This is a genomic window from uncultured Parabacteroides sp. (genome assembly GCF_905196875.1).
GTDB lineage: Bacteria > Bacteroidota > Bacteroidia > Bacteroidales > Tannerellaceae > Parabacteroides.
Genome location: NZ_CAJJWO010000001.1, coordinates 211,442 through 231,658, shown reverse-complemented (window position 1 = coordinate 231,658; position 20,217 = coordinate 211,442). Strand labels below are relative to the sequence as shown.

Here is a 20,217-nt window from a genome sequence, read left to right as displayed (position 1 = left end):
ATAATTACATATATTTGCTCAAATCTAAGATGTGCACGATAACATAACAACTATAATTACCATGAGAAAACTATTTTCAGTCGTTTTATTGCTTGTATTCCTCACGTTGCCGACTTTGGCACAGCTGGCGGTCTTTCCTACGCCTGCCAGGGTGGTGGGACAAAAAGGCTCGTTTGCGATAGGAATGAATCCGAAGATCAGCGGGAATGGCGGATATGCCGATGTCCTCGCAAAGAAATTACAATCAGAGTTAAAGGCTACAGGGAAGCAATCTTCTGCTGCCGGGGGAGAGATTCGCCTGGTGCTGGATGAGAGTTTGAGAATGGCTGATGAAAGCTATTCCTTGAATATCTCACCGGAAGCCGTTTTACTGGAAGCATCTTCCGAGTCGGGTCTGTTTTATGCGAAAGAAGCCCTTTTGCAGCTGGTTCGTTTTGGCGACGGCACATTAAAAGCCTGTAAAATCGAAGATCAGCCCCGCTATGGCTGGAGAGGTTTTATGCTGGACGAAAGCCGTCATTTCTTCGGAAAAGAGAAGGTAAAACAATATCTCGACATCATGGCATCACTCCGGATGAATGTCTTCCACTGGCATTTGACCGACGAACCGGGCTGGCGTATCGAGATTAAGAAGTATCCGAAGCTGACCTCTGTCGGTGCCATTGGCAACTGGCACGATCCGGAAGCTCCTGCCCGATTCTATACGCAGGAAGATATCAAAGAGATCGTTGCTTATGCAGCCGACCGTCATATTATGGTCGTTCCAGAATTCGATATGCCGGGTCATGCAACAGCTGTATGCCGTTCCTATCCGGAGCTATCGGGCGGAGGTGAAGGTAAGTGGAACGGTTTTACTTTCCATCCTTGTAAGGAAACGACTTATCAGTTTATTAGTGATGTACTCGATGAAATCGTTGCTTTATTCCCTTCTCCTTATATTCATATCGGAGGAGACGAGGTGCATTATGGTAACCAAAGCTGGTTTACCGATCCTGAGATTCAGCAATTCATCAAAGACAAGCAGTTGCAGAACGAGACAGGCCTGGAACATTACTTCGTAAGACGTGCAGCCGATATCGTAGCCTCTAAAGGTAAGACAATGATCGGATGGGACGAGATTATCGATGCCGGTGTTTCCCCTGATAAAGCTGTTATCATGTGGTGGCGTCACGACCGCAAGCATCAGTTGGTAAAGGCGCTGGAGAATGGTTTCCGTGTGATCATGACTCCGCGTCGTCCGTTGTATGCCGACTTTGTACAATACAGTACCCATAAGGTAGGACGCCTGTGGAACGGCTATGATCCTATCGAGGATATATATCGTTTCCCCGATCCTATCATTCACTTGACAAAGGATTATGAAGATCAGGTCATGGGGATGCAATTCTCTTTGTGGACGGAGCGTGTGGCGGATGCAAAGCGTCTGGATTATATGACATTCCCCCGTCTGGCTGCTGTAGCCGAGTCGGCCTGGACACCAGCAAAAGCGAAAGAAAGCAGTCTGTTTATGAAGAAGCTGCCGTATTTCCTGCAATATCTCGATACATTCGGTATTTATTACTTTAACCCGTTCAATCCCGACTCTACTCCCGAGCCGGATGCACCAGAGAAAGAAGATGTACTGCAGAACGGATAAATCCAAATAAAAAGGGCGGAGTTTATCGACTCCGCCCTTCAGGCTTTATATAGTATAGATTAGTACCTTTTCTTACGTGCATTACGGTCTGAAGTTTCGCGTCTCCAGGGTTTTTCGCCGTTACGTCTGTCTGTCGTGCTACCGCTGAAGCCTCCTTCGCGTTTTCCTTTATAGCCACCGGCACCTTTGTAACCGCCTCTCGAACCGCTACCGCCTCCGCGTGTGTTACCGCCCCGGCTAAATCCACTGCCTCCGCGGCTTCCTCTACCGCCTTCGCTCTTGCCTTGTGCAGGTTCGACAGAGATACGGCGTCCGTCTATTTCGAAGCCGTTCATGCTGTCCATTACGCGCTGTGCCTCGCCTTCTTCCACTTCGAAGAACGAGAAGTTGTCGCGCAGGTCGATCTTACCGATACGAACCTTTCCCGGAACACATTTGTTGACCAGTTCGATCAGTTGGTTCGGATACAAGCCGTCTGCTTTACCGAAGTTGAGGAAGAAACGGGAGTAACCTTCTTCTGCCGTGAATGTACGGCGTTCGCCACGTTCCCCTCCGCGTTCAGCGCGATCCATACGGGCTGAGCGTTCGTCTACCTCCTGTATTTCGTCGGCATCTTTATAATAGTCGATCATACGGTTGAATTCGAGGGAAACAACGCGTTTGATGATGTCTTCCTTATCCAGCCATTCCAGCTTACGATAGATCTGCGGCATCAGAGTTGCAATCTCTTCTTCGTTTACCTTTACCTTTTCGATCTGGTCGACGAGGTTGAAAAGCTGCTTTTCGCAGATATCGTGTCCGCTGGGCATAACGCCTTTTTCGAACTTCTTCTTAATGATATTTTCGATCTGACGGATCTTTCCTTTTTCCTTTACGTGACAGATAGAGATAGAGATACCAGTTTTACCGGCACGTCCTGTACGTCCGCGGCGGTGTGTATAGGATTCTACTTCATCAGGCAAACCGTAGTTGATTACGTGTGTCAGGTCGTCTACGTCCAGTCCGCGGGCAGCCACGTCGGTAGCAACCAGCAACTGGATATTTTTTACACGGAACTTCTGCATCACGTAGTCGCGTTGTGCCTGGCTCAGTTCGCCATGCAGCGAGTCGGCGTTGTAACCGTCTTGTATCAGTTTGTCGGCAATTTCCTGCGTCTCCTTACGGGTGCGGCAGAAAACGATACCATAGATGTTCGGATAGAAATCGGCAATACGTTTCAGTGCAAGATATTTATCTCTTGCCTGTACCATATAATAGATATCCTTGATGTTTTTGTTTCCTTCGTTCTTGTTCCCGATAACGATCTCTTTCGGGTTCTTCATGTACTTCTTCATGATGCTGGCGATACCTTGCGGCATGGTAGCGGAGAAAAGTAACATGTTACGAGCCGGCGGAACTTCAGCGAGGATAGCGTTGATACTATCGGTAAATCCCATGTTCAGCATTTCGTCTGCTTCATCGAGGATTACGTTCTTTACCAGGCTCAGATCAACCGTCTTGCGGTTCATCAGGTCTAAAAGACGTCCCGGAGTCGCTACGACTACGTGTACGCCACGTTTTAAAGTCTTAATCTGACTTTCAATGCTCGATCCTCCGTATACCGGCAGAACCTTCAGGTTGTCGATATATTTGGAGTAGTCATTCAGGTCGTCGGCAATCTGCAGACAAAGTTCCCTGGTGGGACAAAGTATAAGTGCTTGAGGCTGATATCTTGTCACATCAATCTTTTGCAGGATGGGCAGACCGAATGCGGCCGTTTTTCCTGTTCCTGTTTGTGCTAATGCGATTACGTCGTTGTCTTCTCCCAGCAAGAAAGGAATCACTTCTTCCTGTACCGGCATGGGTGATTCGTAACCCATTTCTTGAATTGCCTTCAGTATGGGGGCGGCAACTCCTAATTCTTCAAATGTTTTCAAAATGTGATATATGTGTATATAATAAATTCAGAGGGTACAAAGGTAGATAAATAATTCGGATTCACATTAATATAACAAAATATCTTTTAATGCTTCCCGTTTCTTATCGGTCAGGTGTAAGCCTTTTGACAGATATTTATCTACCGAACCGTAATCTTTCCGGATCCGTTTCAGAACCAGATCGATCAACCCTTCGTTGACAGTAACCAAGGTAGTGATCGTTTCCTGGGCATTCGTACTCAGGTCGCGTGCCATATAAGCCAGATGTCCGATGTTGATATTCTCGTTGGAAGCCATATAGTCTTTAACTATTGTCTCTTCCGGTACTCCGAGGGCGAACAATAACATGGCAGTCAGGTAGCCTGTACGATCTTTTCCCATCGAGCAGCTTATCAGGATCGGATAATTATCCTTCTCCAGAAAAACATCGAGCGCTTTGGCATATTGTTCGCTGTAATCGGTCACGTATTGTAAATAGGTATCCTGCATAAACAAGATCCCGTCTCCTTTACGCATACGGTCTTCCTGTATACGGGTGATTACATTATCCATATTCTTGATGGGAATAGGGATACGAACAACATTTGCGTTGGAATAACGTAACGGGTTGACCACAACTTCATCATTACCACGCAGGTCTATAACCGTTTTAATGTGCAAATTGTTCAAACGGATAGAATCCCATTCGCTCAGGGAGCTGAGTTGTCCGGAGCGATAGACCTGCCCCCAGTGGGTTGTTTTGTGATTATGAGTGGTTCCGTAACCTCCGATTTCGCGTACATTCTGTATGCTGTCCATTCCTACGGAACGGGCTCCGACTGTTTTGAAGTATTTGTCGTTGAAAGACAATAGGAAGTATTTACGCGACATATTGTCGTTGGTAATATACGTGAAAACGCCGTCGTTGATATTGGCGTATCCTGCCGGGAGAGATTTGTTGAACGATTCCGGATTGTCGGATACATACATTTTTAAGATCCCGTCTATCTGTGGGTCTGTCTCCCATTTGATGATATAATTTCCTATACCATCACGTAAGCAGATCGTCCGTATTTCAGGGTTGTTGGACGAACAGCCTACCAATAGTGTTGCACAAGCGAACAGTGATAATAATCTTACAAACATTGTTTTTCTAGCATACATACATTACAAAGATAATAAATCCGGCTCTTTATGGTGTCAGAGTTAATGATATTTAAGACTACCGACTGTATGAGGTTGCGAATTCTTTAGAAATGTAATTGTCGTAGCTCTGGCATACTTCAGAGGCAAGATCCATACCGCAACGGATCACTTTCTCCCATGCTTCTTTACTCATCGTCGAAAGATCATGGTATCCGATGTTATATTTCAACAATCCATAGATGATACCGGCATTAAAATTATCTCCGGCTCCTATAGTGCTGACCGGTTGTATGGGAACGGTATCGAAATGCTCTTCCAGTTTGCTTGTATAGAGGTTTACACCACCGGCTCCATGAGTGGAGATAAAACAGTCGCAATAGAACTTGATATGATCCATATAGATACGTTTTGCATCCGATTTTCCGAAGATATTGAAGAAATCTTCATCCGATCCGCGTACGATGTCTGCATATTCCAGGTTATCCAGGATGGTGGGAGTGAGATAGATCGCTTCGTGTGCATGTGCCTTGCGGAAGTTCGGGTCATAGTAAATGATCGCTTTCCGTTCTTTGGCATATTCCAGAAACTCCACCATCCTTTCCCTTAAGACCGGATTTAATGAATAATAGGAACCGAAGATAAAGATATCGTCCTCGTTAATAACAGGCAGGGGTACTTCCAGGCGTTGTTTGGGATAATCTTTGTAAAAAGTGTAATTGGCATTATTCTCATTGTCGAGGAAAGCCAGTGATATAGGACTTTTCCCGTCGGGGAAGCGGTCTACGAACTCCGTAGAGATATGATTTTCTTCCATAAACTGGCGGATAATATCGCCGACACGGTCGTTTCCGACTTCACTGATGAAAGAAACCGGAACGCCCAGACGTCCTAATGATACCAGTCCGTTAAAGACTGATCCGCCCGGAACGGCAGTATGCGGCTGGTTATTCTTGAATATAATATCGAGAATGGTTTCCCCGATGCCAATAACTTTTCTCATATATAATGGTTTGTTTATTGTCTATTCGTTCTTGCTTTGCTCACGGCTTTTCGATCCGAGATAACCGCCGTGGTGACGCTTGGCATAATCCTTATTATTGAAGTTGATCCTTTTCATTGTACCGACTACCAGGATATCTCCGATCACTGTCATGACAGTAGTAGAAGTAGTGGGAGTGAGCCCTAACGGGCAAACTTCGGCGGGTGCTCCGGTAAGCAGTTGCACTGTGGCTTCTTTAGCCAGGGGACTGTCGGGATTACTCGTGATAACAATGAATTTCATGTCGGGTACCAGTCCACGGGTAAGGTCTACCAATTCTACCAGTTCGCGTGTTTTCCCTGAATTGGAGATCAGTAGCATGATATCGTTGTTCCGTACGATTCCCAAGTCGCCGTGTTGTGCTTCGCTGGGATGCAGGAAAGAAGTCGGCGTTCCGGTGGAACTGAAGGTCGTGGCGATGTTCATTGCAATTTGCCCGGCTTTCCCCATTCCGCTGGTGATTAGTTTCCCTCCCAGTTCATGGACATGTTTTACAATGAGGGTTACAGCTTCTTCATAGCCGGAGCTAACAGGAATATTAAGGACTGCTGCAGCTTCCTGCTGCAGGATGCAGGCGATTGCTTCGTTTGACATAGATACTTTATTAATTATACGATTATCTCTAATAGTCTGCAAAAATACGATTTTAATCGGTTGGTTACTGTATATCGTTGTTTTTTTAACGCAGGTATGTAGTTTCAGTCGGTTGGTTGGTTCCGGTGGCGGCTTCGTATTACCGGAGTAGTTCACTCTGTTCAGAGAAACAGTTACAATGAATGCTTATTTTATTATCTTGGTTGCCTATAATTATCGACAGGCTTGTTGACAATTATAGAATAGCTTGTCGATAATTGTGGGTAGACCTGTCGATAATTATCGGCAAGCGATTACTTACGGATGTTTTTTTAAAGAAAGCGATGTATTCATCAGTTTTTACAGGTGGAAAATTTAAAACGATCCGATATGTACAGACAGTTTGTTGCTCTTATCCTTATATAATGTAATATAAAATCATATATTTGTCACAAAACGAGAATACTTAATCTAAAATACTGTGCAAAATGAAACCGTTTAAACAGATTTGTATTATTATTACAATTAGTTTTTGCTCTTGCCATTCAGGGCAACTCAATGAATTATTACAACAGACAGACCGTTTGATAGAGAATAATCCGGATAGTGCACTTGTACTTTTATCGTCTTACCCTCACTCGGAAACGCTGAATCAGGCGGACTTTGCTGCTTATCAGTTGATGTATACGAAGGCAAAGGATAAATGTTATATGGATTTATCCCGTGATACCACCCTTATTTTGAAATCATTAGTATACTACAAACAACACGGTAATGCTTCTCAAAAAGGCTGGTCGAATTATTATGCAGGCCGTGTCTATGAAGAGGCCGGAAAACTATTCGAATCCGGATTGTATTTTTTGAAAGCAGCGGAATATGCGGGAGAGATACCGGATCCTCTTTTGGGGATGATGGCGAATTATTATTTGGGGGAGTTGCATGATAAACAATATGCTTTCGATAAATCGTTGGAGGCTTATAAGACATCGTACGCTATTTACAGTCAAACTTCTGAAGAAAAATATACGGGAACATTGCTGCATGCGATTGGTTCCGAGTTTGGAATAAACGGTAATCGGGATAGTGCCTATTTTTATTTGGATAGTGCTTTGAAAATTGCTTGTGAGCGGAATGATACGATAGAAATGGCAGCTATATATAATGATATAGGACTTTATCTGAGAGAAGACAGTCTGTATCCGAAAGCGAAATATTATCTGCTGCAATCTTTATCTTTTAATACTGACAGTAGTTGGATGGCAATTCGCAAGATTGCTTTAGCTGAAATTTATGTATATTTGAGTGAATTGGATTCTGCACGTTTTTTATTGGACGATGTGAAATCCATAGTGGAAACATCGGATGATGTAGAATTGCAAGCGATTTATTACTCAGCTTTGGCTAAAACGGAGGCATCGAATAAAAATTACGCAGCGGCATATCTTAACCAGAAACAATATGTAATCTGTGTTGATTCTGTTTATCAACTTCAACGTAAAAGTTCGTTGGCAGAAACAGAGCAAGTTTATAATTATATGAAGTATCAGGAAGAAAATGTTAAATTATATGCGATACAACATAAAGCTATTATAGTTAGCATAATTGTTGTAGGGATATTTCTTATTATCATTGTGGCTATTATTGGGACAAAACGGAAGAAGAAGCGGGAATTGTCGAATGCTGAAGAAACAGTAGATACTCTGCGAAAAATGGAAAAAGAGAATCAGGCATTATCCGGCTGCACCGAGGATGAAAAGGATAAGATGGTCAAAAAATCATTACTTATGCAACTAAACATAACGAAAGTTTTGTCTCAACTAAATGAGAAATCGGAAAAAGACCAGGATTTTCTTGAAAAATTTAATCGATTGTTTTATGGAGAGCAGCGTGCAAACGAAGTAAACTGGGACGATTTTTATATGTTGATCAATCTATTGTATAATGGTTTTGCTGAAAACATGCAAAAAGCTTATGTCGGTATTTTAAAAGAGAAAGAAATTCAACTTTGTTGTTTGCTGAAGGCCAATATGGACACTACTGAAATTGCTTGTGTAATGGGACAAAGTATCAATACGGTTCGTACCCGGAAAACCCAAATACGGAAAAATATAAAAGCTCCGGATGCTGCTGATATTGTAGCTTTCATTGAAGAAAAGTTGAGAAATAAGAGGTGAATTCGTTAACATATCGGCCTTCATTTTTCCAAATATTAATCATTGGAGAAGAAATATTGATTTTTCTTAAAATTTCGTATTGTATTATATTGATTATTAGTTAATTGTAAAATTAACATATTGATTAAATATGTGTTAATAGAGGGGCTATATTCATGTGTGTCTTATTAATTTTGCGGTGTCACTTTAATCGATAATAGTTATGAAAACAAGAATGATTAGTATAATGTTAACCCTTGCAATGATTTGTAGCACGACTTTTTTCGTGAAAGCAGATCAGGTAATAATAAAAAAAACAAAGAGTACTGGTGGAGTTCGTTCTATCCTTTTAGATCCCTCTCATCTCATGGTTAGTCAGGATAATCGTGTAATCCATGTTGATTTTCTCTTTTTATTACGGGAAGTCAATGTTTCTATTGTCAGTTCAGACGGCAGACAAATTTATCAACAAGTCGTTTCTTTACAGACTTCTTCAGCCGATATTAATTTAAGCGGAGAAGAGCCGGGAGTATACACAATTTATTTTACTGATGCGACAGGCGTTTCTTTGTATGGTGAATTTGTAATTCAATAAATATATGTTCGTCGACTTTTGGTACGAAATATACGAATCCGTTAAACGTAAACCGACCCGGGCTATTCTGACTGGGATTGGTATTACGTGGGGAATCTTTATTCTGATTATTTTGGTTGGAATCGGTTCCGGTTTTGAACGTGGCGTTTTTAAACTATTCAGCGGATTTTCCAAAAGTACGACTTATGTGTATGCTTCTCAGACAACAATTGGTTATGAAGGAACTGCTGTTGGTCGGAGAATAACTTTCACCGAGGATGATACAAAAATGTTGAAACGAAGCATTCCGCAGATAGAAAAGATTTCGCCGGAAGTGAGTCAATGGAATGTTGTATCTGTAGCAGATGAAAGAGGCTGGTTTGAAACGAAAGGTGTGAGTCCTGAATATTTTGCAATTAAGTTGCTACAAACAGAAAAGGGGCGTTTACTCAATTCTCTGGATGCTTCTGAAAACCGGAATGTGGCATTGATAGGAATGAACGTGGCAGATGTGCTTTTTGGGAAACAGAATCCGGTAGGTAAGATGGTTCAGGTGAATCAGGTATTATACAAGGTAGTCGGTATTATAAAAAATACGTTGTTGAATAATCTGGAAGCCCGGGCCGTTTATATTCCTTATTCTGTTTTGCTTAATTCAAATAGTACAGCTCGCGAATTTACAACTCTTCTTTTTCTCTGAATGAGAAGGTAGAAACGCAAAAAATTCATTCTCGTGTCCGGAGCCTGATGGCCCGGAAGTATAAGTTCGATCCTACAGATGAAAAGGTCTTTTATTTCAATAGTATGGAAGAGCAGGTGAAAGCATTTAGCAATTTGTTCGTGATGTTGCGTAAATTTCTTTGGTTCATGGGAATCAGTACGTTGGTGAGCGGTATTATTGGAGTAGGCAATATTATGTATTCATCGGCAAAAGAACGGACACGTGAAGTAGGGATACGTAAATCGGTAGGAGCAAATAAAAGTAGTATAAAAGCTATGATCATGTGGGAATCTATCGCATTAACCTTTATTTCCGGTTGTATCGGACTACTTTCCGGTTGGGGTGTGTTGAAAGCTGTAGGTTGGTTTATCTCGGATGATGTGATGATGATGGATAAGCCGGGTATTGATATTCCAACGGCAATTGCAGCAATGGTCATTTTAGTGATTTCCGGGACATTGGCAGGATTGAAGCCTGCATTATATGCGGCTGAATTAAATCCTATCGATGCATTACGAGATGAAAATTAATGGATAAATGAATATTGTAAAAACAATTATATTAATTCTGATGGCGGGTTTTGTTGGATTTATAATCTATCGGGCTATTTTGAGTAATAGAGGCGGTGAAGTAGCTGTTACTCATCCGGAATTCCGGGATATTGAGAAAACTCTCACTATTCCTGGGGTAATTCAGCCATTGAAAGAGATAGAAATAAAGTCGACGATCTCGGGAGTATTGGATGAGTTGTTTGTGCAGATAGGAGATAAGGTTACTTATGGTCAGCCTTTGGGGCGAGTTCAGTTCGTGAAAGATCCGCTTGAATATAAACGTTTATTGAAAGATTTGGAAGTGGCCGAAACTCGTTTAAAGAATGAGGAAAAGATTTTTGAGCGGGCTCAGGAATTATTCGATAAGAATGTGATTGCCTTGGAAGAATATGAGAATGAACGGACGAACTTCTCGGTAATACAATCCGAATATCAGGCGATTGAGGCTGAATTGGATATGACAAAAGGAAAATACAACCTGAAAGAAGTATCCAATATCATAACAGCTACAGATAATGGTACCGTATTGGAGTTGCCGATTAAAGAGGGTGGTTCGGTGATGGCACGTGGAACACTGAATGAAGGAACGACCATTGCAAAGATTGCAGATTTGCAATCTCTGATATTTAAAGGTAATGTGCTAGAATCGGATGTTATCCAAATAGAAAGTGGAATGCCTTTGAAGTTAACGATTGGTCCGTCTAAAGAATTGGAATTAAGTGGTGTTATCAGCTTGATCGCTCCGAAAGGATTTATACAGGATGGGGTGGCAAAGTTTGAATTAACGGCTGATTTATCAGTCCCGGAACAATCCCGTTCGATTGTGAGAGCAGGATGTACGGCTAATGCAACCGTTCTTTTGGAGCAGAAGATGAATGTATTGGCATTGGAAGAAAAGTATTTCCAGTTCAGTTATGATTCCATCTATGTGGAAGTTGAAGACGGGAAAGGAAAATTTAGAAAGCAGTTTATAAAAACCGGTATTTCCGATGGGATATATGCAGAGGTTGTTTCCGGGATAGATAGTTTAACAACTATAAAAGTTATAGAATGACAGATGCGATCAGACATAATAAAAAGGTGAACTTGTTGGCTTTTTTGTCAATGTGTTTGTTTGTGGTGACCGGATTTGTCAATATTCTCTCTTGGTTGTTGTTTATGCTTCCGATAGTGATTACATTTTATGTGTATGATTTCAAGCATGGTTGTCTTTATCAGAAAAGTACAGAAAAATGTATATTCGATTATGCGGTATATTTGATCTGTTTGGTTGAATTGATATGTTGTATTACATCAATTTATAAACCGAATAGTATATCTGCAACATTACGTATATTGTTGTTGGCTGTATTCTATTTCTTTGTACGTACTTTTATACGTTTTCGTAGTCAGTTTGACTGGCTGTGTATTGGTATATCTTGTCTTACAGGAATATTATCGGTGATAACTCTTTTTTATTTTTTGATTCATAGGTCTGAATTTTATAATGTAGGCTTTGATGATTTGACGGATTTTAAGGCCTATTATCATCCTTTAGGAGAGCTGTCTAATGATTGGGCAACAACGTTGCTTTGCTTATTACCGTTTACATTATATTCAACTTCTATTTTGATTAGAAGTCGCTGGAAATGTTTTTTTATCTTGATTGGTATTTTAAATATGGTTGTATTGATAGTAAGTTTTTCTCGAGGAATTTATATCGCTTTGATAATATTTTATTCATTTGTATTTTTGTTTAATACTTTATATGAACCGAAAAAGAATAAGGAGGTATGTATATTATTTATAATTATATTGTGCTCTTTAATTTTTACCTATTCCGAATGAAAGTCTGTTATTACGACCTGTGCTATATTTGATACGATATCTCAAAAAAGAAGTATTAATGGTAGATTTATAAAATGGAAGGAGGCTGTGTCTTTAACCAGTTTTTCTCCTATTGTAGGAGTTGGTGGTGGAAATTATATTTTGGCAGTTGAAATGTTATCTACTAATAAACTAGAATTATTTACTTCTCGTTCAACAAATACTTATTTGCAAGTATTAGTAGAAAAGGGATTGCTTGGTTTTGTTGTATATGGCAATATGATATGTATGATCTTATATACTGTAATAAAAAATAAGTATCATGAAAAATGGATAATAATCTTGTTTTTTTCTTCCTTTATATCGCTTTTAATTAGGGAAATATCTTTTTCCTCATTTTTTGAAAAAGATATTTTTCAATTGTTGATTGTTATAATGATATTAGTTATGTTTCAACCAATAAAGAATAAAATATGAATACAGTAGCGAAAATATTATTATGGATTAGTGTGTTTATATTAAGTATATTTCAAATTGAATATATGTATGCTGATATTCTAAATAGCAAGGCATGTAAAGCATCGAATATTCGCAATTCGATTGATTTTGAAGAAAAAGCAATGAAATTGAATCCACATAATCCTGTATATAATGCTAATCTGGGTTATTTATATTTCCAATTAGACTCTAATAGATATATTAATGAATCTATATTAAATTTTAAAATCGCATTAAACAAAAGCAATAGAGATTATCTGTTTTTATTAAATCTAGGTTTTTTGTACTATGTAAAAGGTAATATGGCTGAAGCTAAAGATTGTTTTGTTGAGATAAAGGATAAAATAGATGACTTTTATTCCTTGATTTTTTTAGGATGTATATATGAAAATAGTAATGAAATTGATTCTGCAAAGAAATTGTATACTCAGTCTTTGCTTGTTTCTCCTAATATTGCCCGTAGTTATTTTTATGATGATTTAAGAAGTCGGAATAAAAAATTAGCAGATGACTGTTTAATTACTGCAATTGAAGTTCTCAAAAAAGCATATGAAAAAAACGGAGATTTAATAATTGCTTCTAAATTAGCTTCTTTATTACTTGATAATAATTGTTTGGAAGATGCTGAAAAAATATTAAATATGACACTTGTAGAATTACCAAATTTAAGCAAAGCATGGTGTAATTTTGGACGAATTTATTTAACTAAAAAAGATTCATCAAAAGCTTTAATTTCATTTAGTAAAGCAGTTTTAATGAATCCTTTGGATAATGAGTCTAGATACTACTTGTCAAAACTAAAGAATGAAACAAACGAATATAAAACTATACTTAATAACAAGGAAGAACTGATGCTTACATTAAATAGATGTGCTTATAAATCGAAATTAAATAAGACAATAGTAATATCTAGGTTCGAAAAATATTTTAATATTAAATATTAATGGTGGAATCCGAAAAACCATAAAAGAGTAGGAATAAATTAAACTAATGAGCAAATGAATGCGTTAGATTTGGATCAAATGTCCAAAGTTCAGGCTGGAATAGAAGCTGATACTATTTGTAAGTGGACATTCTATGGAGTTTCTGTTGGAATTGGAGCCCTTGGCCTCATGGCAACAGGTGGGGCTGCTGCTGTTCTGTTTGGTTATGGAGCCTACATGGGTGCTATTGGTACAGCCATCTGTTAACTATTATGTTCTACTGGAATGAATCAATATAATTCCAGTAGAACTTGAGTTTGTATTAATGTTAATATATATAATAAATTTAATAATGAAAAATATTTTTTTACTTCCAATTGCATTTACATCTTTTATGGCTATATATTTTTTGGGATTAATTACAGACGTTGATAAAATGTGTACATTTGGATTAATCGGTAGTGGTGTTTCTGTTGGTTACTTTTTACGATTAGTATATGATGATCTGAACAAATTAGCCAAAGATATTAAGTTTCTAATTTCTTTTTCTTTAGGAATTATTTTTGAATTATCATTTGTTATTATCGATGGTGTTTATAAAGATAAGATTATCGTTTCTATTTTGGGATTGTTTTCTGTTTTGTTTTTTTTTATAAATATTTATATGTTGAAATCAATTCAAGGTAAGTGAAAATTGTAAACGCTAATATTTGATATTATTATGGATATATTGGAAAAATATTTAAAACTTGACAATCTGAATCTGTTTATTTTTATAACAATTATTGTAACTGTACAATTATATGTACAACAAGAATATGTATTTATGCCTCAAATGAATGATATCCCTCTATTTAATGGGGCATTGAAAAGTCAATTAATAGATCAGTTTGTAAAATATAGATGGTTATCATTTATTATTGCTCCTTTGATTTTATTTCTAAGAATTACTATAGTGGGGTATTGCTTATTTGTTGGAGGTATATTATTTGATAGCTGGAAGAGTCTTAATTATCGTAGTTGTTTCAATGTAGCCTTAAAAGCAGATATTATATTGGTTTCTTTTTCAATTGTATATACTTTCTTAGTCGTTATTTTTGGTTATGAGAAAGGGCTTTATTTAATGAACTGTTTTTCATTGATTGCTTTTTTTGATATGAATACAACAGAACCATGGTTGTTAGCACCTTTAGCTCTATTTAATTTATTTGAATTATTATATTGGATATTTCTAGCAAAACTTCTCTCCAAAGAACTTAATAATAAGTATTTTATATCTTTAAGTTTTGTGATATCTACTTATGGCGTTGGTTTTGTCTTGTATATTCTGTTTGTCGTATTTATATTATTGTTTGTATATCAATGAAAATAAAAATTATACTATCAATTTTGTTTTTATTTATTTCTATGATTGCAATTATTGTTTTTTATATAAATACAAATAGAATAAGGATGAATTTGTTAGAAAATCTTCGATCTGTATATCTTGTCACATCAGATAATAGATTGTATAATATGGATTTTATAGATGATAAATATGAATATATATTGATTGTGTATTTTCATCCTGAATGTGATTTTTGTAATATTGAAATAAATGATTTATTAGAAAATGAAAGTGATTTAAAAATGTTACAAATTTTATTTGTATCGTATGCTTCAATAGAAGAAATAAAGCAATTTATACTAATGAATCCTATATGTATATCGGAAAATATAACAATCGTTTCTGATATTAAAGGGGAATTTGCGAATGCTTATAATATAAAATCTCCTCCAACTAATTTTATATATGACAAAAACAAAAGATTAGTCAAAATTCACAAAGGTATGATGTCTTTTAAACAATTGAAAAAATATCTGAAATACTCATTTAAAAACTAAAAGTATGAATGTTAAAATGTTATTACCAGTTTTGTTGCTATTTGTAACAACAGTCCTAAAAGCTCAAGAAGCAAAGTACGAACTCAAGTCCGCAATCATTAAAAAGGAAACGATTGCTATGGGACAAAAGCTTGAAAGTACATGGTATATGGATGATTATGGGAAGAAAGAGTCATCTGAAACAGTTATGAAAGTCGGAGGTGTTGCAGGGGTTGAGAAACACTTACTGACTATTATGGATGGAAATTTTGTCATTAATGTTGACTTGGATATGAAGACTGCTTCTCGAATGAAAATGCCGCAGGAGCCGGTCAACTATCTGAACTTATCTCCCGAAATAATAGAAAAGTTTAAAGTTAAAGAAAATGGAGAAGAAGAAGTCGCAGGGAAGCTGTGTAAAAAGTATTCTTTGGAAATTACACAGATGGGACAGACGGCAGAAGTATCAACTTGGGTATGGAAAGGGCTTGTTCTTAAGTCTGAAATGGGAGCGAACGGGATGGTGGTTATGAAGGAAGAGGTTGTGGAAATAGAAGAGAATCCGGCTGTACCTGCAGATAAATTTGTTGTGCCGGAAGGTATTACTGTCTCTCAATAGGTTTATGGATTTAAAGCAAATAGAAAAAACAATTGTATTGCAGCATGATGCTTCCGATTGTGGTGTAGCTTGTTTGTTGTCTTTAATTCGATACTATGATGGTGAAATGTCTTTGGCCGGATTACGGGAGATCAGTGGAACAACAAAGCAAGGAACTACTTTACTTGGTTTGTATCAGGCTGCTTTGCAGATCGGATTTAAAGCTGAGGGATGTGAGGCAGATGTACAATCCTTGATAGATCACGGAGCGCCTGTGATTTTGCATTTATTACTTGATGGAAAATTTCAGCATTATGTAGTTTGTTATGGTTATGAGAATGATCGTTTTTGGATTGCAGATCCGTCAAAGGGACTTGTTTTTTACACAAAGCGAGAACTTGAACAGAAATGGATATCCCATACATGCCTGACTTTGACTTGCACGGATCGTTTTATTCGTAAAAAAGAGATTGAAGAAAAGAAAAAGAAATGGCTGCTAAGGATATTGAGTGAAGACTTGGGTATACTGAGTGCTAGTGTGGGCTTGGGCTTGGGAGTTGCTGTGTTAGGAATGACTACTGCAATTTTTACCCAAAAATTGGTCGATGTCATTATTCCTGAAAAAGATTTTCCTCGTTTATGGGGTGGCTTGTGCCTGGTGTTTTTGTTATTGCTGGCTCGATTAGGTTTGGCTGCTTTGAGACAATTTTTGTTATTTGCACAAAGTCGTGATTTTAACAATCGTATTATTGAGGCATTTTACACTCATTTGTTACGGCTACCTCGCTCTTTTTTTGATACAAGAAAAATTGGAGAATTAGTAGCCCGTTTGAATGATACCCGGCGAATTCAGCAGGTAATTAGTGTTATTGCCGGGAATATCATTATTGATGGATTGGTAGCTATTGTTACTTTAGCTTTTCTCTTTTATTATTCATGGATTTTCGCTGTATTGATTTTATGTGGATTACCATTTTTTATTTATTTAGTTTATAAGTGTAATGGCCCATTGATACTTGCCCAAAGAAATGTGATGGTTGGATATGCTCAGAGCGAGAGTAATTTTATTAGTACAATGCAAGGAATTGATTCAATCAAGAATTTTAACAAGCAACAGACTTTTGAATCGTTGAACAAAGCAATTTATGGGGTTTTCCAAGAGAATGTTTTTCAGTTAGGAAAGATTAATATAAGGCTATCTTTTGTTTCGGGACTAATAAGTTTATTGCTGATTATTACTTCGATTGGATTAGGTAGTTATTTTGTTTTGAGGGATAATTTAAAATTAGGTGAGTTAATGGCTGTTATTAGCTTAGTCGCTTCTATTTCACCGGCTATTGTTAATTTGTCATTGATAGCTATCCCTTTGAATGAGGCTAAAGTCGCTTTTAACCGGATGTTTGAATTTGTGGGGATAAATACAGAGAATGCAGAGGGTACAACTATTTCTAAAGTTCCAATATCGATTGAAATGGAAAATCTCTCTTTTCGTTTTCCCGGAAGAAAGAGAATATTGGAAAATATTTCGTTAACCGCATATCAAAATGAAATAATTTTTATTATAGGAGAAAGCGGATGTGGAAAATCTACGCTTTGTAAAATTATAGAAAAATCCTATAAGCCGGAAGCAGGCAGTATCGTGTTGGATGGTAATTTGAATTTAAGTAATATATCACTTGATAGTTGGCGAAATGTAATTGGTGTTATTCCTCAGGATGTATTTATTTTCAACGGAACCGTTTTGGATAATATTTCACTTGGAGCTCAGTCGGGAAATATAGAATCGGTTTTAAATACTTGCTCACAATGGGGAATTGATAAATATATTCAACAATTACCGCAGGGATATATGACTGTAGTGGGTGAAGAGGGTATTAATTTATCCGGGGGACAAAAGCAGCTGATTGCTTTGACCCGGTTATTGATAAAAGATCCTGCTATTATGATCCTGGATGAACCGACTGCTGCTATGGACAGAGACATGGAAAGATTTACATTAAATATTCTGCAAACTTTAAAAAAGCAGAAGATTATTATCTTTATCTCGCATCGTTTGCATATTTTGAAAAACTATGCAGACCGGATCTATTTGATAGAAGATGGGAAAATAAACCATTTTGGGACACATGAAGAAATGATTCAAACTGATAATTTGTATAGTTCTTACTGGGATGAATTAATAGATAAATAATAAATGATGAAAAAGCCGGTAATTATATATATTCTGTTATTGGTATTTGGAGCTTGTTCAAAGCAGGACTCAGATATCCCTGTAGGTGTTGCAAAAGCATTGAAACAAGCTGGGAAAAATAGTGTCGAACTAGAAATAGTGATCGATCATTATAAAAGAGAAGGGGATACATTAAGTCTTAAAGCGGCATATTATCTGATAGAAAATATGCCGGAGAAATATGCAGTGTTTCCAAAAGAGAATAGTGACAAATATAAACAAGCCTTAAACTCTTTGCCTGATGATCCTGTAGGTTGGGATCCTGCATTATCCAAAGTTTACCAGTACTTTGATTCAATAGCAGTATTACAAAAAAATCCGGAAGAATATAAAGTATATGACTTGGATGTTATTACGGCTGATTATTTGATAGAAAATATCGATTTGGCCTTTAAAGCCTGGAAGCGGTATAAAAAATCATCTTTATATACGTTTGAGGACTTCTGTAATTATGTATTACCTTACCGGGATGGGGATGAGCCTTTGGATAATTGGAGGAAAGAAGGTTTTGATAGATTTGGATGTCTATTGGATTCTCTTTCTTCTCCGTTGGAAATAGCTAAATATATTATTCCTAATTTAAAGCTACATTATAATGTAGGCATGTCAAAATATCCATATCCGCTTTCATTTGAAGAAATAAAAGATACTGGCATGGGAAGTTGTGAACATCTTTCGTTTTACCTGACTCAATCGTTACGGGCTATTGGAGTTCCTGCAGCTTCAGAGGTTATTCCTGCATGGGCAAACAGAAGTTCAGGCCATCGATGGAATGTAGTAAAAGATACGACTGGATTGTTTGTTGATATAGGATTTGGACCTGATGCTGTGAATAATGTTCAGTACAAGATTTCAAAGATATATCGACAAGTTTATCAAATACAGCCAGACAATATAGAGAAGTATGCGGGTATGCGATCTGTGTTTAACCATCCTGACTGGAAAGATGTTACAATTGAATATGATATGCCGCTTTCGGATGTATGTATTTCCTCGGATAGAAAAGTAAGAATAGCTTATTTGTGTACCTTTGACAATCGAAACTGGGTGCCAGTGATGCGAAGTAAAAAAGAAGATTCTTGTTTTTTATTTAAATCACTGGCTCGTGGTAAGCTTTTTGGAAAAAATAGGATTACAGGGTATGAACAGGAAGGTAAAGGTATTGTTTATTTACCGATGGCAATTTCTGGTTTTCGTTTGAGGGCGATAACCGCTCCTTTTATTCTTCAGGAAGATGGGGTATTGAAGTTTCTTAATCCGGATCATTCACGATGTAGAAGTGTAAGTGTTTATCGGAAATATCCTTTGTATGATCATATAGTGGGATATATAGAACAGATGAAGGGGGGAAATTTTGAGGTTTCAAATACTCCTGACTTTTCAAAGAAAGGAGTAATTCACCGGATATCAGAAACGCCTTCGTCTGTTATTACAGAAGTAAAGGTTTTATCTTCATCAGTATATCGTTATATTCGTTATGTTGCACCTGATTCGTGTTTGTTAAATGTTGGAGAATTGAGATTTTTTACTGATGAAGGGGAAGTAAAAGGTACAGCATTTACTTCTCAAGAAACAAATTCAGCCAGTATAGGGAAAGCCTTTGATGGTAATATTGAAACGTATTATGCAGGAGAAGAATTAGGGGATTTTATTGCTCTTGATATGGGAAGTGAATTGAAAATAAATAAAATAAGCTATTCCCCCCGGACTGATAATAATGGTGTGTTTCCCGGAGATGAATATGAGTTATTCTATTGGGAGGATGGCTGGAAGTCTTTAGGTAAGAAAGTTGCAGATGATTATAAGATAATGTATGATAATGTACCAGAGAATGCACTACTTTTACTCCATGATCATACTCGTGGGAAAGAAGAGAGAGTTTTTACTTATGAAGATGATTGTCAGATTTGGTGGTGATTTTTATAGTTATTTCAGTCTCTGTAAACTATAGAAAATATCTTTTTGGGCTATTAACGGTGCTATCGTTCTTATTTGTTGTACTTTTGTGGGT

The 20,217-nt window shown here is 37.4% G+C and carries 19 protein-coding genes; 15 read left to right on the top strand and 4 right to left on the bottom strand.

Features of this window, described 5'->3' with window-relative positions:
• The first annotated feature begins 61 nt into the window (after window positions 1-61).
• Window positions 62-1,636, top strand: a complete 1,575-nt coding sequence (locus QZ076_RS00895; RefSeq protein WP_293709449.1) for a beta-N-acetylhexosaminidase — start codon at window positions 62-64, stop codon at window positions 1,634-1,636.
• A 59-nt stretch (window positions 1,637-1,695) separates the two neighbouring features.
• Here QZ076_RS00895 and QZ076_RS00890 read toward each other — a convergent pair whose 3' ends face one another.
• From QZ076_RS00890 to QZ076_RS00875, 4 genes are all read right to left on the bottom strand, one after another.
• Window positions 1,696-3,495: a DEAD/DEAH box helicase gene (locus QZ076_RS00890; protein WP_293709480.1), complete on the bottom strand. Its 1,800-nt coding sequence runs from the start codon at window positions 3,493-3,495 to the stop codon at window positions 1,696-1,698.
• 123 nt (window positions 3,496-3,618) lie between these two features.
• Window positions 3,619-4,677 carry a tyrosine-protein phosphatase gene (locus QZ076_RS00885; RefSeq protein WP_293709447.1) on the bottom strand — a complete coding sequence of 353 codons (1,059 nt, stop codon included), beginning with the start codon at window positions 4,675-4,677 and terminating at the stop codon, window positions 3,619-3,621.
• A gap of 76 nt (window positions 4,678-4,753) precedes the next feature.
• On the bottom strand, window positions 4,754-5,677 hold the full coding sequence (locus QZ076_RS00880; protein WP_293709445.1) for a carbohydrate kinase: 924 nt from the start codon (window positions 5,675-5,677) through the stop codon (window positions 4,754-4,756).
• Between the two features lie 21 nt (window positions 5,678-5,698).
• The gene (locus QZ076_RS00875; RefSeq protein ID WP_075559768.1) at window positions 5,699-6,310 is read right to left on the bottom strand and encodes an SIS domain-containing protein; all 612 of its coding nucleotides are present in this window, start codon (window positions 6,308-6,310) and stop codon (window positions 5,699-5,701) included.
• A 467-nt stretch (window positions 6,311-6,777) separates the two neighbouring features.
• Between QZ076_RS00875 and QZ076_RS00870 the strand changes: the two genes are divergently transcribed.
• The 14 genes from QZ076_RS00870 (at window position 6,778) to QZ076_RS00805 (ending at window position 20,123) form a co-directional block, all read left to right on the top strand.
• The gene (locus QZ076_RS00870) at window positions 6,778-8,463 is read left to right on the top strand and encodes a hypothetical protein (protein WP_293709442.1); all 1,686 of its coding nucleotides are present in this window, start codon (window positions 6,778-6,780) and stop codon (window positions 8,461-8,463) included.
• Window positions 8,464-8,665: 202 nt separating this feature from the next.
• Window positions 8,666-9,037: a DUF3244 domain-containing protein gene (locus tag QZ076_RS00865; protein ID WP_293709440.1), complete on the top strand. Its 372-nt coding sequence runs from the start codon at window positions 8,666-8,668 to the stop codon at window positions 9,035-9,037.
• A gap of 4 nt (window positions 9,038-9,041) precedes the next feature.
• On the top strand, window positions 9,042-9,716 hold the full coding sequence (locus QZ076_RS00860) for an ABC transporter permease (protein WP_293709438.1): 675 nt from the start codon (window positions 9,042-9,044) through the stop codon (window positions 9,714-9,716).
• A 47-nt stretch (window positions 9,717-9,763) separates the two neighbouring features.
• Window positions 9,764-10,267 carry an FtsX-like permease family protein gene (locus tag QZ076_RS00855; RefSeq protein WP_293709436.1) on the top strand — a complete coding sequence of 168 codons (504 nt, stop codon included), beginning with the start codon at window positions 9,764-9,766 and terminating at the stop codon, window positions 10,265-10,267.
• A gap of 7 nt (window positions 10,268-10,274) precedes the next feature.
• Complete coding sequence (locus QZ076_RS00850; RefSeq protein ID WP_293709434.1) at window positions 10,275-11,342, top strand: efflux RND transporter periplasmic adaptor subunit; 1,068 nt, start codon at window positions 10,275-10,277, stop codon at window positions 11,340-11,342.
• Window positions 11,343-12,124: 782 nt separating this feature from the next.
• Entirely contained in the window at window positions 12,125-12,571 is a 447-nt protein-coding gene (locus tag QZ076_RS00845) for an O-antigen ligase family protein (RefSeq protein ID WP_365324161.1), read from the top strand.
• Window positions 12,568-13,536: a hypothetical protein gene (locus QZ076_RS00840; protein WP_293709432.1), complete on the top strand. Its 969-nt coding sequence runs from the start codon at window positions 12,568-12,570 to the stop codon at window positions 13,534-13,536. The genes QZ076_RS00845 and QZ076_RS00840 overlap by 4 nt, the downstream gene beginning before the upstream one ends.
• 54 nt (window positions 13,537-13,590) lie before the next feature.
• The gene (locus QZ076_RS00835) at window positions 13,591-13,782 is read left to right on the top strand and encodes a hypothetical protein (protein ID WP_293709430.1); all 192 of its coding nucleotides are present in this window, start codon (window positions 13,591-13,593) and stop codon (window positions 13,780-13,782) included.
• Window positions 13,783-13,867: 85 nt separating this feature from the next.
• Window positions 13,868-14,206 carry a hypothetical protein gene (locus QZ076_RS00830; protein WP_293709428.1) on the top strand — a complete coding sequence of 113 codons (339 nt, stop codon included), beginning with the start codon at window positions 13,868-13,870 and terminating at the stop codon, window positions 14,204-14,206.
• A 30-nt stretch (window positions 14,207-14,236) separates the two neighbouring features.
• Complete coding sequence (locus QZ076_RS00825; RefSeq protein WP_293709426.1) at window positions 14,237-14,881, top strand: hypothetical protein; 645 nt, start codon at window positions 14,237-14,239, stop codon at window positions 14,879-14,881.
• A gap of 149 nt (window positions 14,882-15,030) precedes the next feature.
• Window positions 15,031-15,399, top strand: coding sequence for a redoxin domain-containing protein (locus QZ076_RS00820; RefSeq protein WP_293709424.1), 369 nt, complete (start codon window positions 15,031-15,033; stop codon window positions 15,397-15,399).
• Window positions 15,400-15,403: 4 nt separating this feature from the next.
• Complete coding sequence (locus tag QZ076_RS00815; RefSeq protein WP_293709422.1) at window positions 15,404-15,997, top strand: hypothetical protein; 594 nt, start codon at window positions 15,404-15,406, stop codon at window positions 15,995-15,997.
• A gap of 4 nt (window positions 15,998-16,001) precedes the next feature.
• Window positions 16,002-18,167 (top strand): peptidase domain-containing ABC transporter, encoded by a 2,166-nt coding sequence (locus tag QZ076_RS00810; protein ID WP_293709420.1) that lies wholly within the window; start codon window positions 16,002-16,004, stop codon window positions 18,165-18,167.
• 3 nt (window positions 18,168-18,170) lie between these two features.
• Window positions 18,171-20,123 (top strand): discoidin domain-containing protein, encoded by a 1,953-nt coding sequence (locus QZ076_RS00805; RefSeq protein ID WP_293709418.1) that lies wholly within the window; start codon window positions 18,171-18,173, stop codon window positions 20,121-20,123.
• Window positions 20,124-20,217 lie beyond the last annotated feature (94 nt).

What these genes read in the sequence shown, in the direction of transcription:
- QZ076_RS00825 (WP_293709426.1), top strand. Translation starts at nt 14,237, where the DNA reads ATGGATATATTGGAAAAATATTTAAAACTTGACAATCTGAATCTGTTT.
- QZ076_RS00850 (WP_293709434.1), top strand. Translation starts at nt 10,275, where the DNA reads ATGAATATTGTAAAAACAATTATATTAATTCTGATGGCGGGTTTTGTT.
- QZ076_RS00865 (WP_293709440.1), top strand. Translation starts at nt 8,666, where the DNA reads ATGAAAACAAGAATGATTAGTATAATGTTAACCCTTGCAATGATTTGT.
- QZ076_RS00890 (WP_293709480.1), bottom strand. Translation starts at nt 3,495, where the DNA reads ATGGGTTACGAATCACCCATGCCGGTACAGGAAGAAGTGATTCCTTTC.
- QZ076_RS00810 (WP_293709420.1), top strand. Translation starts at nt 16,002, where the DNA reads ATGGATTTAAAGCAAATAGAAAAAACAATTGTATTGCAGCATGATGCT.
- QZ076_RS00870 (WP_293709442.1), top strand. Translation starts at nt 6,778, where the DNA reads ATGAAACCGTTTAAACAGATTTGTATTATTATTACAATTAGTTTTTGC.
- QZ076_RS00855 (WP_293709436.1), top strand. Translation starts at nt 9,764, where the DNA reads ATGGCCCGGAAGTATAAGTTCGATCCTACAGATGAAAAGGTCTTTTAT.
- QZ076_RS00880 (WP_293709445.1), bottom strand. Translation starts at nt 5,677, where the DNA reads ATGAGAAAAGTTATTGGCATCGGGGAAACCATTCTCGATATTATATTC.
- QZ076_RS00805 (WP_293709418.1), top strand. Translation starts at nt 18,171, where the DNA reads ATGATGAAAAAGCCGGTAATTATATATATTCTGTTATTGGTATTTGGA.
- QZ076_RS00830 (WP_293709428.1), top strand. Translation starts at nt 13,868, where the DNA reads ATGAAAAATATTTTTTTACTTCCAATTGCATTTACATCTTTTATGGCT.
- QZ076_RS00895 (WP_293709449.1), top strand. Translation starts at nt 62, where the DNA reads ATGAGAAAACTATTTTCAGTCGTTTTATTGCTTGTATTCCTCACGTTG.
- QZ076_RS00860 (WP_293709438.1), top strand. Translation starts at nt 9,042, where the DNA reads ATGTTCGTCGACTTTTGGTACGAAATATACGAATCCGTTAAACGTAAA.
- QZ076_RS00835 (WP_293709430.1), top strand. Translation starts at nt 13,591, where the DNA reads ATGAATGCGTTAGATTTGGATCAAATGTCCAAAGTTCAGGCTGGAATA.
- QZ076_RS00820 (WP_293709424.1), top strand. Translation starts at nt 15,031, where the DNA reads ATGGATTTTATAGATGATAAATATGAATATATATTGATTGTGTATTTT.
- QZ076_RS00885 (WP_293709447.1), bottom strand. Translation starts at nt 4,677, where the DNA reads ATGTTTGTAAGATTATTATCACTGTTCGCTTGTGCAACACTATTGGTA.
- QZ076_RS00815 (WP_293709422.1), top strand. Translation starts at nt 15,404, where the DNA reads ATGAATGTTAAAATGTTATTACCAGTTTTGTTGCTATTTGTAACAACA.
- QZ076_RS00875 (WP_075559768.1), bottom strand. Translation starts at nt 6,310, where the DNA reads ATGTCAAACGAAGCAATCGCCTGCATCCTGCAGCAGGAAGCTGCAGCA.
- QZ076_RS00840 (WP_293709432.1), top strand. Translation starts at nt 12,568, where the DNA reads ATGAATACAGTAGCGAAAATATTATTATGGATTAGTGTGTTTATATTA.